The 16,060-nt window shown below is 40.7% G+C and carries 9 protein-coding genes; 6 read left to right on the top strand and 3 right to left on the bottom strand.

The genetic code is table 11. The features are described 5' to 3' along the window. Positions 1-97 precede the first annotated feature (97 nt). The 6 genes from IPI59_14340 (at position 98) to tgt (ending at position 7,328) form a co-directional block, all read left to right on the top strand. Positions 98-2,512, top strand: coding sequence for a PAS domain S-box protein (locus IPI59_14340; GenBank protein ID MBK7528690.1), 2,415 nt, complete (start codon positions 98-100; stop codon positions 2,510-2,512). Between the two features lie 46 nt (positions 2,513-2,558). Beyond that, positions 2,559-2,975 (top strand): response regulator, encoded by a 417-nt coding sequence (locus IPI59_14335; GenBank protein MBK7528689.1) that lies wholly within the window; start codon positions 2,559-2,561, stop codon positions 2,973-2,975. A 171-nt stretch (positions 2,976-3,146) separates the two neighbouring features. After that, the gene (locus IPI59_14330) at positions 3,147-3,797 is read left to right on the top strand and encodes a ribulose-phosphate 3-epimerase (GenBank protein ID MBK7528688.1); all 651 of its coding nucleotides are present in this window, start codon (positions 3,147-3,149) and stop codon (positions 3,795-3,797) included. 160 nt (positions 3,798-3,957) lie between these two features. After that, complete coding sequence (locus IPI59_14325) at positions 3,958-5,649, top strand: L,D-transpeptidase family protein (protein MBK7528687.1); 1,692 nt, start codon at positions 3,958-3,960, stop codon at positions 5,647-5,649. A 67-nt stretch (positions 5,650-5,716) separates the two neighbouring features. After that, complete coding sequence (locus IPI59_14320; protein MBK7528686.1) at positions 5,717-6,175, top strand: C40 family peptidase; 459 nt, start codon at positions 5,717-5,719, stop codon at positions 6,173-6,175. A gap of 16 nt (positions 6,176-6,191) precedes the next feature. Further along, the gene (tgt, locus tag IPI59_14315) at positions 6,192-7,328 is read left to right on the top strand and encodes a tRNA guanosine(34) transglycosylase Tgt (GenBank protein ID MBK7528685.1); all 1,137 of its coding nucleotides are present in this window, start codon (positions 6,192-6,194) and stop codon (positions 7,326-7,328) included. A gap of 115 nt (positions 7,329-7,443) precedes the next feature. On the opposite strand, the gene IPI59_14310 is transcribed toward tgt, so the two are convergent. The 3 genes from IPI59_14310 to rlmN form a co-directional block, all read right to left on the bottom strand. Further along, positions 7,444-8,175, bottom strand: coding sequence for a hypothetical protein (locus IPI59_14310; protein ID MBK7528684.1), 732 nt, complete (start codon positions 8,173-8,175; stop codon positions 7,444-7,446). Positions 8,176-8,409: 234 nt separating this feature from the next. Then, the gene (locus IPI59_14305) at positions 8,410-14,661 is read right to left on the bottom strand and encodes a hypothetical protein (protein ID MBK7528683.1); all 6,252 of its coding nucleotides are present in this window, start codon (positions 14,659-14,661) and stop codon (positions 8,410-8,412) included. A 175-nt stretch (positions 14,662-14,836) separates the two neighbouring features. Continuing rightward, positions 14,837-15,907, bottom strand: coding sequence for a 23S rRNA (adenine(2503)-C(2))-methyltransferase RlmN (rlmN, locus tag IPI59_14300; protein ID MBK7528682.1), 1,071 nt, complete (start codon positions 15,905-15,907; stop codon positions 14,837-14,839). Positions 15,908-16,060: the final 153 nt, after the last annotated feature.

The raw sequence follows: 16,060 nt of genomic DNA, 5'->3' as shown, positions 1-16,060 counted from the left end.
GGCAAATATCGCCTAAATATGCAGAAAACTACAAAGACCATATTATACATGGCACTTTTTTTAGTTCTAACTTTGTATTTTTTTTATCTGATTCGCTATGCCTACTTATACAAATATCAAAAAACTTGAAGAAGAAAAACTGCTTTTACAAGAAGAGATAGAGCTTTTGCGCTCGCAGGTTGAGGCAATTAATGGCGATTTACGAGAGAGCGAGTTGCGTTTTTCGCAGTTGTACGAAGCAACTTTAGAAGGTATTACAATTTATATTGACAACAAAATTGTGTTGTTTAATAAGGCGATGTGCAATTTGTTTGGTTATACCGAAGCCGAACTTATTGATAGTTATATTGAAAGTTTATTTCATGCCAAAAGTTTTCATGAGGCTATGCAGCAGCTTGGGCAAAAAAATACTGAAGCCTTTGAATGCTCGTGTGTGCGCAAAAACGGAAAAGTTTTCCCTGCGCTTGTTCATGGCAAATTTGTACTGCATAAAGGGGTCGAGGCCAAAGTATTGGTGTTTAAAGATTTAACAAGAAGCAAAGAAGTTGAGCAAGAGCTAAATCAAAGTGAGCAGTTGTATCAAAAACTGTTTGAGGAGTCGCGCGATGCAATTTATATCTCGGGTGTTGATGGCGAGTTATTGCAAGTAAATGATGCTACCATTCAGCTATTTGGTTACGCCCCCGACGAAATACCAAATCTTAAAGCCTGGGATTTGTATGCCAGCGTTGAAGACCGTTTAGGATTTATGCGGGCTATGGAAGAATTTGGCTCGGTTAGTAATTACGAAGTAAAATTAATAAAGCGCGATGGCACCATTATGGATTGTTTGCTGTCGAGCAGTACCCGCCGCAATGCCAACCAAGAGGTAATTGGCTACCAAGGCATAATACGCGATATTACCGAGCGCAACCGCAACCGCGAGCTTGTAAAAGCGAAAGAAGTAGCCGAGCAGTCGGCATCATTGAAAGCCCGTTTTTTGGCCAATATGAGCCACGAAATACGGACCCCGATGAACGCTGTTGTAGGTATGACGAATTTACTTTTAACTACCGAAATTGACCCCGAACAAGAAAAATACGTAAAAGGTATTCAGGCGGCATCAGAGCATTTATTGGTTTTAATTAATGATATATTAGATTTTTCAAAAATTGAGGCTGGCAAACTGCAACTGGATATGGTTGATTTTAATTTGCAGGAGCTATTAGAGAATGTGCTGGAAACTTTTAAATTTAAAGCAAAAGAAAAAAATTTAACTTTAAAATTGGTGATGATGGAGGATACACACGCCTTGCCGCCAATTTTGGTTGGTGACCCCACCCGGATAACTCAAATTGTAATAAATTTAGTGTCGAACGCGATAAAATTTACCAACGAAGGCAGTATAGAAGTTAAAGTGGGCTTGTTTGCCGAAGATATTAAAAATGCCACCCTTTCTATAACAGTATCTGATACGGGCATAGGTATTCCGGAAGAAAAATTAGAACATATTTTCCATTCGTTTGAACAGGTCAGCCAAAACACAACCCGCTTGTTTGGCGGCACCGGATTAGGCTTGGCCATCACCAAAAAATTGGTTCAAATACATGGCGGCTCTATATCTGTGCGAAGCGAAATTGGCAAAGGCTCGTCGTTTGTGTGTTCTATTAAAGTGGGCAAAGGGCATGGGCGAACCAAAAGTTCGGCATTTATCAGACCCGATAAAGGTTTGGCACAATTAGACAATATCCGGATTTTGCTGGTTGAAGACAACGAATTAAATCAAGTTGTTGCCGTAGAAACTATTAAAAAATGGGGGAAAGACATACAAATTAATGTGGCCAATCATGGCCGCGAAGCCATTGATATCTTATCTAAAGATCCGGATTATGATTTGGTACTAATGGATGTGCAAATGCCCGAAATGAATGGCTACGATGCTACCCGACATATCAGAAAAGTACTGAAATTAACCCAATTGCCCATTTTGGCCATGACTGCCTATGCAACTACCGGAGAAGCTGAAAAAACTATCATGTCGGGTATGAACGATTATATTAGCAAACCTTTTGATCCGGTAAAACTGCACCGGAAAATTAGCAAATTAGCACTCCAAAACGGGCAACCTAACGAACAAACACAAGCAAGTAACGATATAGAACCCGAAACGCCAACCTCGGCCCCCGACCATATAACCAATTTTAGCTTTCTAAACGAAGCAACGAGTAATGATAATAGCCTTAAAATAAAGATGTTGGAAATTATGCTCCGAGAAACCCCCGATGAAATAGCCTTAATGGAACAATATTGCAATGACCAAAACTGGGAAAGATTAGGCAAAATAGCCCATAAATTCAAATCGACTATTACTTATTTAGGTTTAAACAACATTAAAGAAGTGTGCAAAACAATTCAATTTAATGCCGAACACAAAACTGATTTACAATTACTACCCGCAATGGTAGAACAGGTTAAAAATATTGCGCAATTAGCTTGTAACGAAATAAAAGCTGAATTGGCCAAACTGTATTAAAATAAAATTAAAATATATTATTTAACAAAAACAAACAAACATTATTATGAACGAGAATAATTACAAAATCTTTTTAATTGATGATGATATTAAAACCCTCATCATGTTAAAAAGCCAAATTGAGAACAGCGTTAACCTGCCCATTACAGTAAACGTATTTGCTTATGGCGAAAATAGCCTCGATAGAGTAACCGAAAACCCCGATATTGTTGTTTTAGATTACTTTTTGGATGGCATTCAAGAAAATGCTAAAACCGGATTAGATATTTTAAAACAAATTAAAGCCATTAGCCCCGATACAGCCGTTATTATGCTGTCGGGGCAAGAAGATATGGAAACAGCTTTGGAAACTATCCGGAATGGTGCCTACGATTACATCATAAAAAGTGAAAACTCAAATAATCGTTTGATGTTTACCATAACCAAACTTTTACTTGAAAAACAAGCCCAACAAGCGCAATAAATGAAAGAGCAAAAATATTGCCTGCTGTTGTAAGTTGGCTTTTAATTTTTAAGAATATCTTTGTTAGGGCAATTAGCAATACTTCATTAACTTTGTTAATTGCCCAATTTTATTTGAAAATATCTTTTCTCAAATCACATTTGTTATTTTAATTAAATTAACTGTTTGGTTATGCCAATTGTTGCCCCATCTATACTATCGGCCAATTTTGCCAACTTAGCTGCCGACATACAATTAATAAATCAAAGCCAGGCCGATTGGTTTCATGTTGATATTATGGACGGCGTATTTGTGCCTAATATTTCGTTTGGATTTCCGGTATTAAAGGCACTGCAAAAATTAGCTACCAAACCCTTAGATGTTCATTTAATGATTGTTGACCCCGATCGGTACATAAACGCATTTGCCGATTGTGGCGCTTCAACGCTAACCGTGCATTACGAGGCATGCACCCATTTGCACCGCAGCATTCAGTCAATACGCAAGGCGGGTATGCGGCCGGGCGTAGCCATAAACCCACATACGCCGGCAAATTTGTTGCAATATATTTTGCCCGATATTGATTTAGTTTGTGTCATGTCGGTTAATCCGGGCTTTGGGGGCCAAACTTTTATAAAAAGCAGTCTGCTAAAACTAAACGAACTGAAAACAATGCGGCAAACCTTATCGGCAAACCATGTTTTGCTTGAGGTAGATGGCGGCGTAGATTTTAATAATGCCCAAGAAATTTTAACAGCCGGAGCCGATATTTTAGTGGCCGGAAATACAGTTTTTTCCGCTGCAAATCCGGAACAAGCTATTGCTCAATTAAAAAATTTGTAACCTTTCAATTTGGTTACTTTCTAAATATAATACCGCATCTAAGTTGATTTAAATAAAATAAGACAATAATTTGTTCAAGTCGGTCTTTTAAATTAATATTGTGCTGTATTTTGCGCAGCTGTTTTTTTCTTGTATGCTTGTAATATAACAAATATGTTTTATGAATAAACCAGTACTTAGCTTTTTTTATGCAATTTCGCTCTTGTTGTTGCTAATTTTTAATGAAGCCTGTAAATCTAAATCGTCTAAAAAAGATGCCGCCAAAGAGGTAAAACCTGTTGATCTAACGGTTACAGCAGAAAATGCCTACTTTCCGGCTTTTTTCGATAGTACCTCAATTGACTCATTTTTACAACGCAACCCTTCATTTGCCGTCCACTCGTTAGAAATTAAAAATTTTTACCGGCAGCGCAATTTCCAATATGCTTGGCACGATTCGGTAGGCTTGGCCGAACACACCAACGCATTTATGAACCGCTTAGAGCAATCCTTAAATGCCCAACAACAAGCCGATTCAAACTTGGTGCACCAGGTTCAGGACATTAGCGACCGCGTGTATTGGGGTGCTAACAACAAAGTGAGTACCGAGCCAAATATTGAAGATGACCTGTTGTTGACGGCTATGTTTTTTCAATATGTAGCCCGCGAAAACAGCACAACCTCCGAAAAAGATATTAAAGAATTGGGTTGGTATATCCCTAAAAAGAAAATAGATTACCTGCAAGCACTCTCGGCCCTGCTTAACGATACCAACAAAATTGGGCAAATGCACCCCATGTATTTTTTATTGCAAAAACAATTGGTTGCCCTTAAAAAAATACAAGCCGATTACGATGCCAACCCAATAACCCAAAAACTGTCGAAATCAATACCCCCCGATGGAACCGACCCCATCGTTAAAACCATACGCAAAAAATTATACCAACTTAACGACCTTAAAACTCCCGATACAACAAGCGAAATTTATTCGAAAGAACTTTACGAGGCCGTAGTAAATTTCCGGAAAAGGCATGGCCTAAAACGCGACACAACCATAGCCGCCGACATGATTACCGCTTTAAACGTTCCCATCGCGCAACGAATAAAAACCATGTCTATTAACATGGAACGATTGCGCTGGATGCCCGCCGATATGTACCCCGACTATTTGTTGGTCAATATTCCGGAGTTTAAAGTACACGCCTTTAAGCACGACTCGCTGCAATGGAGCATGCGGGTAGTGGTAGGTAAGGAAAACACCAAAACCGTAATTTTTAAAGACGAAATGACGCACGTGGTATTTAGTCCATACTGGTACCCACCGCGAAGCATTATTCGGGGCGAAATATTTAACAACCTGAAACGCAATCCATCCGGATATTTAAGCCGCCAAGGGATGGAAATTGTAAACTCTGAGTCCGATAAAACACCCGTTTCTCCCGCAAGTATTGCCTGGAAAAACTACAACGCCGACAATTTTCCGTACATCATTAGGCAAAAATCCGGAGCTAAAAATGCGTTAGGCAAAGTGAAATTTATTTTTCCTAACGAACACAGTATTTATATGCACGACACCCCCTCAAAAAGCTTTTTTGAAAATACAACCCGCGCCCAAAGTCATGGTTGTATCAGGCTGGCCGAGCCGCAAAAAATGGCCGAATGGGTGCTGCGCAATAACCCCGAATGGACAACCAAAAAAATTGTAGAGGCAATGAACAAAGGAAGTGAAGTTTACGCCAAAATTACCCCCCCATTGCCCGTAATTATAGGCTATTTTACAAGCTGGGTTGATACTAAGGGAAACCTTAATTTTCGCCCCGATATTTATGAACGCGATTTAAGCATGGCTAAAAAATTATATGCTGAAAAATAAAGGAAAAATACTGTTTCTAATGTGGATTTTATTTGTTAGTGCGTTTATTTGGGCGATGATAAACCAAATGCCTCACAAAAACATTCCCGAACCCATTAAAATAGCTGTTCCGGAAACAAAACCAACCTCAAACGTAAATCCGGATAGTATATTGGCAACTGCACAAAAATTATTGGGTTCGCCCTATTTGGAAGGTGGTGAATCGCCCAAAGGTTTCGATTGTAGCGGCTTCGCTTATTACGTTTATCAGCAAAATGGGCTAACAATTCCGCGCAGTTCGCAAACATTATTCCAAGACGGGCAACCTGTCGATAAATGTTCAGCGACCAAGGGCGATATTATTGTTTTTACCGGGACCAATGCTAACGACACTACTGCCGGTCATGTAGGTATTGTTATAGAAAATATAGATTGTAAAATATCGTTTATCCACTCCTCTTCGGGTAAAGTTAATGGCGTAACCATCAGTTATTTAACCGATAGCCATTACGAAAAACGCTTTCTAAGCATTAGAAGATATTTGTGATTATTTACTGCTTTTTATGGTTTTTGAAATTAATAAATCAGATGCACACAGCAATGCACGTGCCGGAACAATAACAACCCAACATGGACAAATTGCCACTCCAATTTTTATGCCCGTTGGCACTAATGGCGCTGTTAAAGCAGTACACAGACACGAGTTGGCCAACGACATTAAAGCCCAAATTATTTTAGGAAACACGTATCACCTTTATTTACGTCCCGGATTAGAAGTTATTAAAGCTGCCGGAGGGCTGCATGCTTTTACGGGATGGCAACGCCCTATGCTAACCGATAGCGGTGGCTATCAGGTATATTCGTTGGCAACTATGCGAAAAATTACCCCCGAAGGCGTAAAGTTTCAATCGCATATTGATGGCTCAAGGCATTTGTTTACCCCCGAAAATGTGATGGATACCCAACGCATAATTGGCGCTGATTTTATAATGGCTTTTGACGAGTGCACCCCTTACCCCTGCGAATACCCGTATGCACAAAACTCTATGCACTTAACCCATGCCTGGTTGCAACGCTGCATAACAAGGTTTAACCAAACGCAGCCGCTTTATGGCTACCAACAAACGCTGATGCCCATTGTACAGGGCAGCACCTACCCCGATTTGCGCACCCGCAGCGCCGAGTTTATAGCCCAGCAAAACTGTCCTGCTAATGCCATTGGTGGCTTGTCGGTAGGCGAGCCAGCCGCCGATATGTACGCTATGACCGACCTTGTTTGCCAAATTTTGCCCCACAACAAACCGCGCTACCTAATGGGCGTAGGCACCCCCGAAAACATCCTCGAAAGCATTGCGCTTGGTATTGATATGTTCGATTGTGTTTTGCCTACCCGCAATGCAAGACATGGCCTGTTATATACTTGGCAAGGCGTTTTACACATAAAAAATAAACAGTGGGAGCGCGATTTTACCCCAATTGATGCACAAAGCACCACCCCAACAAGCCAATACCATACCAAAGCATATTTGCGCCACCTATTTAAAGCCGGCGAAATGCTTGGCCCTCAGTTGGCCTCCTTACACAATTTGGGTTTTTACTTAGATTTGGTTACACAGGCGCGACAGCAAATTTTATCCGGAAATTTTACCGCATGGAAAGCTGCTATTTTGCCAAAACTACGCCAAAAACTTGGGAGTTAAGCCAAACCTCATCCATCCGTTTAGAAGTAAGACCAAAGACACTAATTTTTTAATCCGGATAATTTTTAGCATTAAATAATATAGATATTTACTTTATAATGGGCAAAAACTTTGCCTATTTCACTGTGTTTCGTACAGCTCCAATATTAAATCCAAAACCCAAAAATGGGTTTATGGCTTTGGGTTTTGGCAAATCTACGAGCGCGTTATTGCTGTTTGCCCAAGTATAAGTTGACAAAAATCGCAGACCGCCAGTTAAATAAAAACCATATTGGAGTTTCAGTATATTTAGGTGCTTTTGTACTGTAAGCGCTAACTCAAGGTAGCTGCCCTTGCCTTTAAAAAGATAGGTTTTATTTTGCAGTGAATCGGGTAAAAACACATCTTTTACTTGTAATTTATCGGCGTATGGCAATAAGAGCAAATTATGATTAGTAAGGAATCCAAAATGTAGCGCGGGGCTGAGCAAAAACTTTTTAGGTAACTGATAATTATATTGAGGCCCGGCAAAAAAACTCAAACCATTTAATTGCGTTTGTTTAGTTGAAACACTGCTATTTTTGGCCGAACCTATTGTATAGCCTGCGCCTATATTTAGCGAAAGAGGATTGCCGGCGCCTAAAGTTAGGCACACCTCAAAATTTGCTACGCTATTGTCTAAACTGGGGTAGCCGTATTGGTTGAGCACCGCATTTACTTGGTCAAAATTTATCCTGTAAGCCTTACCAACAAATCCAACTGTAGTGTTTGGTTTTTGGCTAAACAAAGGCAGGCAAAATGAAAATAGAATTAAATATATCAAATGCTTTACGAAGTTGCTCGTATTATTAGCCAAGCTTTTTTTCATTTTAATAATGGTTATAGTATAGATTATTTGCAATATTGCAGCAGCAAATTTATTATAATTTTCTGACGTAGATAAACAAAATTTTATTTTTTTAAAAACTCATAATATTCAGGCAAGCTAATACCAAAATAAAGCAGGTAATTTTTTATGATTCAATAAAAAACTACCTGCATATATTATAGTGTTGCCAAAACCAACAAATATTTGTTTTTGGTACGTTATTAATTTACTTTGCTATTCAATGGTAAGCCTTATGCCTTCGCTGTGGCTGGCAAATTCGGGGGCATACATACATTGCATGGCGGTAATACCGTTCGAGAAATTGCCTTTTAGTTGCGCCCGCATGGGGTATTCAAATACATAAGTACCTTTGGGCAACCAATCAATAAAAAAGTTGGTAGCGGCATCTCCGGTACTTTCGTAATAGCCCAATCCCTCTTGCCATTTGTAGCGCGACAAAACATTTTCGGGTTCAAAGCCAGCGGCGCGCATATCTTTTAAATGCACATACTCCATGTCTCTGTCCACTCGTATTTCAATCCGGACTTTTACGCGGTCGCCAACTTTAAGGCGGGCATTATCGGTTAAGGCTACCAATTTTGCTCCCGATTTGGTAATTTCTTCTTTAAACACTTGTTTTTTAATATTCAAAGGAGTAGCGGCGGGGGTAATTTTATCTAAGTTTTCAAAATACTGCCAGTAAATTGCACCCCAGCCCGGACCTTCATCTTTTTTAGATACGGTAATATTTTTCATATTAGGCTGAATTTGGTCGCGTGTCCAGTTGGTTTTAAAATAGCCCGTTCCGGCTTCAACCTGAACTTCGGGCATATTGCGTGGGTTTAAGGTTTGGTTACCTATGGTAATTTCAACTAATTGGTCGCTTGCCAGCCAACTTGTACCTTTAAGCAGCAAGGCATAACAAGCTTCGGCGGTAGCTTTGGTTGTTTTCCAATCTTGGGTTTGTTTTTGTTTAAGCAACCAAATACGCATTTCCTCAACAGATTTTGCATCTTTTCCTACCTCGTCAAAGGCTTCAATTAATAAGGCTTGTGTTTCAATTGGCGCTTGGTACCAATACCATCCGGGCTGAACGTCTTTAAAATACATACCCATTTCTTCGTTGTAGGTGGCATTTTGGCGCATACTTTCTATTATTTTTTGGGCTGTTTGGTTGTCGCCATTATTAAACCTATGCAAAGCTAAGGCAATAAAACCTTGTAAATATTTGCTGCGGGTTAGCCAATATTTGTTGGCTTGTTTTAGGTAAAAATCAACGGCTTTTTTGCTTTCCTGCGCAACAGGCCACTCGGTATAAAAACTCCGGGTATATAAATAATGTGTTTCGGTATAGCCTAAATGGTCTTTCTCTAAATCAACTTTTGCCCTAACAAGGCGTTGGTAATCTTCGTCAATTTGGCGGTCTAAATAGGCAACGGCGTTTTGCAGCATATTTTTTATATCAGGGTCTTCGGTGGCTTGCCTTATACCTAATTTTTGCAAATGTCCAAACCCTGAGACAATATGTTGTGTAACCCAACGGCTGGTGGGCATTCCGGGGAACCACGAGAACCCACCATCGCCATTTTGGCGTTTTAACAGTTCTTTTTCAACACCTTTTAGTTCGCGGGTTATGCGTTCAATATCCAATAAAGTGCCAAGGCGTTTTTTTCGTTCGCTTTCGTTTTTGGCTTCGGCCACCCAGGGGGTTTCTTGCAAGAGCAACATTTTTAGCTCTTGATTTTTTTCTAAATTCGATAAGAGAGCCTGCCCTTGCGTGGAGTTGCCATTGGCGGCGGCAAGGGCTTCTTTTGTCCAGGTGTCAAACACTTTCCGGATGCGTGGGTCGCTGTTGGCAATATGGCTGGCAATACTGTTGGCATAATAGCGGCTGTAAATTTGCTCGGTACACTCGTAAGGAAATTCCATTAAATACGGCAGGGCTTGTATGGCGTACCATGCTGGTTGCGAGGTGTATTCGAGGGTTAGCGATTGATGTTTTAAGGTGTTTGACTGCTGGGCTTTTTCTAAATTGGTAAAGATAAAATTTTTGGTTTGTTTACCTCTAATGGGCAAGGGCATTGTTTCGGTAACTAACATGCGGTTTGTAAGTACGGGCACGCTGTTTTCTTCGCCGTCGCTAAAATTGCCTGCCCGCACTACCACCCGCCAAGTAACGGCTTGCACCGACTCGGGGACTTGAATTTGCCAATTTAAAGCCGAGCTTTGGCCGGCGGCAGCATTAAAGCTTATCCGGTTATTTTTATTGTTAAACAAGGCATCAACTGGCTGCATGGTTAAGGCATCGAATAGCAGCAGCTCGGCAGTTCCCGTTAAAGGTTTGTCGGTTAAATTGCTAACTTTGGCACTAAAGGCAAAGGCATCGTCTTCGCGCATAAAGCGGGGCGGATTGGGCATTACCATTAAGTCTTTTTGGGTTACAGCTTGCTCGTTTAAGTAGCCAATTTCTAAGTTTTTGGTATGAGCCAAACCTTTTAAATTCCAGCGGGTAAGGGCTTCGGGGATGGTAAACACCATTACCAACTCGCCTTTTTCGTTGGTTTGCAAATGCGGCATAAAAAAGGCTGTTTCGTTTAGGTTTTTCCGGATTTGAACTGGGGCATCAGCTTCGGTTTTTTGGTTTATATTTGCAGTTTTGTTGCGCTTGTCTTTGGGTTGCACTCCATCTATTACTGGTGCTTTTGATTCTTCTTCGGGTTCAGCGGCTAAAGTTACTATGCCATTTGTGGCCTTGTCTTCATCTCGGCTGTCGCCATTTTTCATGCTTTTCTTTGGTTGGGCTGCGGCAGGCATAGCACCACCAGCGCGGCTTTCGGAAAATCTGTAGGACATGTACCGATATTGGTAGAAACTAAAACCAAACCATTGCAGGGCATCGTAATATTGGCCGCTTGTGCCGGGGTAGTGGTTCCAGTTTGGGTCGTAAACCTGTGCCGATTGGTTGCTAAATAAATTATCGAAATTTATTTGGTTGTGGTAGTAATAAGTTGGGTAAATACTCATGCCGTAGCTGTGCGGCAAAAAAGCATCGAGCGAGGCATCGTACAGGGTTGCTACCATTTCGGCAGCCATTTTTTCGCCCTTGGGGCCTTTAACGGTAAAACGCCACTCTTCGTTTTGGCCGGGCAATAATTTGTTTCTGAAAGTTTGGGTTTCTATTGATAAATCTTTGTTGCTCCATGGCACATTAATATTAAAAGTTTGGCTAAAAGTTCGATTTAAACTGACGCAGGTTAAATAAACGGCAAATCCTCCACGCCAGGCCTCGTCCACTTTAATTTTAGTGGTTTGCTGGCCTTTTCCGGATGGTAGCCATTCGCGGCGCAGCAATTTGTCGTCAAATTTTACTTCTAATAAATAGTAGGCATTTTCTAAGGCCGAGCCGTAAGATACCATAATGGTTTGCCCAGGCTGGGCTGTTTGTTGCGAGCATTGTGCCCAAAACTGTTCAGCATCCGGAATTTTATCGTCATCAAAACTAAACAAGGTAAAGTATTTTTGCCATTTTACTTCTTGTCCAAATTTATCTTTAGTAGTTAATTCGGCCAAAAAATGCCCATTTTGTTGTTTGCACAATTTTTCAATATTAATTTTACTATCGGGCTTGGTGGTAATTTTTTCGTCAATTATTTTATCGGCAAGCGGCCATTTATCGGGGCGGTTTTCGTTGTTGTAAATATCGTTTGGGTAATTTGTTGTATAGTCGTTGTTGGCGAGCACAAATTTTGTTGGTTGTCCCCAAAGGCGTTTGCGCAAAACTTTGTTTGGCGTTTGTAATTTATGGATGGTTATATGCACGTCGGCTGCTTCGAACTGGCCGTTGAGGTTTTGTGTAGAAATAGCATAAGTGCTGCAAGTGTCGCGGTTTACGTTGTCGGGCAAACCGATATTGGCCAACAAGGCAACATAGCCAACGTTTACATTGGTGGTACTGCTGCGGGTTTCGCCGTTTAGGTCGGTAATATCGGCGGTTACGACATAGGTAAATTGTGGGCGGTCTTTGGCATCGAGAGAGCGGTCGGGGATGGCCACAAATTGAATGGTGAACTCACCGTTGGCATCGGTTAGGGCGGTGCCGTTGGCTATTTCGCGTTCGGGGCTTGATGGGTAAGGTCGCCACCACCAGCACCAAAACGGGTAATTAGCGCGGCGCACTACCCGGTATTTTACTTGTGCGTTGTCAATATTTGATCCGGCATAAGCTTTTGCCTGCCCTTTTACGGTAACTTGCTCGTCTATTTTATATGTTCCCTCAACAGGTTTAAAGGTAACTTCAAATTTAGGGCGTTTATATTCTTCAACTTGCACGTTTGTTGAGCCGTGGTCATTACTAATTGTCATGCTACCTTTTAACAATCCGGTTGGGGCGGTAAATTTGCCGTTAAAACTGCCGTATTCGTTTGTTTTTAGGTCTAAACTTGCTATCATTTCGCCATTAACATCATAAAATTTAACTGTAGATTTTGTGTCAGTCAGCAATTTGTTTTTGCCTTTGCCGTTGCTGGTTAGCATAATGCCTTTAAAGAAAATGGTTTGCCCGGGTCGGTAAATACTGCGGTCGGTAAAAAAGAAAGTTTGCCTGTCTTCGTAAAAATTGTTACTGGCGTAGCTATTATTTAAATAATTGCTATGTGTTAGGTGATCGTTTGTGTTGTTGTTGGTAAGCTCAATGCGTATATTGCCGTATTCATTAGGGCGTTTTTTTACTACAATAGCGCCGTTTTTGTCAGTTATTCCTTCTTGAAATTTATTGTCTTCGTATTTGCTGTTGCGGTTGTTGTAGCGGTTTAGCCAAATAGAGTAGGCTATATTTGGCAATGGCTGCCCTGTTTGCCGGTTCACTACGTAGTAGCTACTTTCGGTATTTTCAAAACCGTTGGTGTTTTCAAAAATTGCTAAATTGGTAATGCTAATTTCGGAATATGCCAAAGCGTTCGAGCCATCGGCGGTAAATTTTTCGTCGGCACTGAGCAATAAAATATAATCTTCGCCAATTTTTCCGGATTGGGTACTGATTTCGGCACTGTTTGGCTGGTAATCTTTATCGTTTGGCAAGGTGTATTGCCATGTTTTTTCGGGTGCTAAACTGGTCAAATAGCGCATTAGTTTGGCTTCGCGGTCGTTCCAGTCTGCGTTTATGCGTTTAATTTCTTTTTTAATGGCGGGTGTTGTGTGTATCCAGCGGCAAAATACGTGGTCAATATTTTTGTATTGCACCAAGGCGCGCCCTAGTTTGTCGGGGGCGTTGCTGGCCTCAACTTGTGCATTTAGGCTTTTGCCTTTGATTCGGGTTATTAGCGCTTTGCAATTTGTAGCACCACAGCTATCCAGAAATTTTTCAATGACCTTGTTGCAAATGTCAACGGCTTTAACTAAATCTTTTTGGTACGATGGGGCTGTTTCAGCATTGTATTTATTGCCTTGTTGTTGCCAGTACTTGGCAATTTCGTAGCTTATTAAGGCACTTTCGGGGTGGGTACTGTATATTTTTTGTAATTTCTCGTGAGCTTCTAAGCGCAATTCGGCTTTTCCGGGCAAAGTAGAATTGTTGTAAGCAAAGTTTAAGCGGTTCAGTTCAAGGTCAAGTAAGGGGGCAATATCTTTATCGTTCAGATGAAAACGGGTTAAGGCCTGAAAAATTTGAAGCGCGTAGTATTTCGTAGAAAGGGTGTCGGTGTTAGCAAAAGCAAATCCGGAAAAATTAGCTGCCTCGGCAAAAGCTTCGGGCTGGTTAAGTTCAAACTGGTCGGCAGCCTTTGTAATATTTGCCTGGTCGTTGGTAAAATAATCGAGGGTATTGTGTGCCAATAAATCGTAAAGGCTTGGGCGAAGTTGTTTTGAGCCCGCTTCTTCGTTTAAAATGGCCGAGTACCCTGCAAGTGAAATATTTTGCAGCGCATTGGTATTTTTAAGCGATTCTAAATATAAATTTGTTATTTCGAGGGTTAAACGGTTGGCGTCCCATGTTTCAAAATCTTCGGCGGCACCCGTTGGTGCTTCGGTACGGTTTAAAATTTGCCAACGGTTGTTTTGAAAGTGCTGCCAATAAACGCCGGCCAAAATATTTTGCAATAAAGGCTGTAAAGGTGGCTGCGAGGTGGCAATTTTTTGTTTTAGTTCGTTTACAATATTTTGTTGGCTGTTTTCTTCTTTGTAAGTGCGGTATTTGTAAATGTGCAGCAGTGCTTTTACCTGTTGTGGTATATTGTTTTGTGCGGTTGCTTTTTCGTAAATAGCGTTTACGGCTTTTTCGGCATCGAGGGTGCGCCCTTCGTTTTCGAGGGCAACCACGGTTTGCCAATCTTTTTCGTAATTGTCGGTGGGTGGGGTCATGGGCATGGTTTTATTAAATTTTTTAGGACTTGACGTGAAAGCGTAGCTTGCTATCCCTAAAACAATACATAAAAGCAGGGTGGCAGCAAACCAAAATTTAGTTTTCAAATGATGTTTGGTGTTGTTAGTCATGGTATAATTTTGTTGTTTTCTTGAAAGGGTAGCGTTGCTGTGCTATTTGTGTTAAAATTTGCACTAAATTTTTTAATTAAATTGATAGACAACAAGTAATAAGATGCAAAAAAAATGATTTTAGGTGCATGGCCTATCCGGCAATTGATTGATTAATTAGTTAGCTCAACAGGGCTTAATTTTTATTGGCTAACTGACCGCAGGCGGCATCAATATCTTTACCCCTGCTGCGGCGCACGGTTGTATTTACTTTGTTGGCCATTAAATAGTTTTGAAACTGAGTTAAACGATCTTCGCTGCTTTTGTGGTAGGGAACGCCCTCAACTTGGTTGTACTCAATTATATTAACTTTACAAGGTACGTATTGGCAAAATTTTACTAAATCGCGGGCATCTTCAATATTGTCATTAAAGCCATTAAAGGCAATATACTCGTAAGTAACTTTTTGATTTGTTTTTTTGTAGTAATATTGTAGGGCTTCGGCCAAAATAGCCAGCGAGTTTGTTTCGTTAATATCCATAATTTGGTTGCGCTTATAATCATTTGCCGCGTGTAACGACAGGGCTAAGTTACAACCGGTGTCATCGTCTGCAAATTGTTTTATTAGTTTGGCAACCCCAGCCGTTGATACGGTAATTCGCCAAGCAGCCATATTAGCCCCGGTTGCCGAAGTTAGCAGGTGCAAACTGCGCAACATGTTTTTATAGTTCAGCATAGGCTCGCCCATGCCCATATATACAATATTAGAGAGTGGTAAGTTGTAGTATTGTTGTGCCTGTTGGTTAAGCCAATAAACTTGGTCAACAATTTCGTCGGCATTTAAATTGCGAATACGCGCCATTTTTCCGGTAGCACAAAATTTACAAGCTAAACTACAACCTACTTGCGAGGAAACGCAAGCCGTCATTCTATTGTCGGCCGGAATAAGTACACCCTCAACCAAATGAGCATCGTGCAAAGCAAAACCTAATTTTATGGTGCCGTCGTTGCTGTGTTGTTGTTTGGCAATACTAACGGCTTTAATAATAAACAAGTCGTTGAGTTTGTCGCGCAGTGGTTTCGACAAATTGGTCATGGCGGCAAACGAATGTGCATTTTTTTGCCACAACCATTGGTAAACCTGGTTTGCCCTAAAAGCCGACTCGCCCATGTCGGTAAATTCTTGCCGTAACTGGGGCAGTTCGTAGCTTCGGATATCTTTTTTTATAACTGTTAATTCTTGTATAGGTGGATTTGCGCTGGTCATCATAAACACAAAATTACGTCAAAAATTGCAATATATTTATATTTTTTCCTGAAGGAAAAGTACGAACAAAGTATAGTGTATTGGTCCTAAAAAAATATCCGGATGCTTTGGCTATGTTAGCTAAACATCCGGATAATTAAATTGTTGAACGGT

This window comes from Sphingobacteriales bacterium, from assembly GCA_016706405.1.
GTDB lineage: Bacteria > Bacteroidota > Bacteroidia > Chitinophagales > UBA2359 > BJ6.
Note: the sequence above shows the minus strand (reverse complement) of the source record. Positions and strands in the feature narration are given on the sequence as shown.

What these genes read in the sequence shown, in the direction of transcription:
- tgt (MBK7528685.1), top strand. Translation starts at nt 6,192, where the DNA reads ATGGTTTTTGAAATTAATAAATCAGATGCACACAGCAATGCACGTGCC.
- IPI59_14325 (MBK7528687.1), top strand. Translation starts at nt 3,958, where the DNA reads ATGAATAAACCAGTACTTAGCTTTTTTTATGCAATTTCGCTCTTGTTG.
- IPI59_14320 (MBK7528686.1), top strand. Translation starts at nt 5,717, where the DNA reads ATGCCTCACAAAAACATTCCCGAACCCATTAAAATAGCTGTTCCGGAA.
- IPI59_14340 (MBK7528690.1), top strand. Translation starts at nt 98, where the DNA reads ATGCCTACTTATACAAATATCAAAAAACTTGAAGAAGAAAAACTGCTT.
- IPI59_14310 (MBK7528684.1), bottom strand. Translation starts at nt 8,175, where the DNA reads ATGAAAAAAAGCTTGGCTAATAATACGAGCAACTTCGTAAAGCATTTG.
- rlmN (MBK7528682.1), bottom strand. Translation starts at nt 15,907, where the DNA reads ATGACCAGCGCAAATCCACCTATACAAGAATTAACAGTTATAAAAAAA.
- IPI59_14305 (MBK7528683.1), bottom strand. Translation starts at nt 14,661, where the DNA reads ATGACTAACAACACCAAACATCATTTGAAAACTAAATTTTGGTTTGCT.
- IPI59_14335 (MBK7528689.1), top strand. Translation starts at nt 2,559, where the DNA reads ATGAACGAGAATAATTACAAAATCTTTTTAATTGATGATGATATTAAA.
- IPI59_14330 (MBK7528688.1), top strand. Translation starts at nt 3,147, where the DNA reads ATGCCAATTGTTGCCCCATCTATACTATCGGCCAATTTTGCCAACTTA.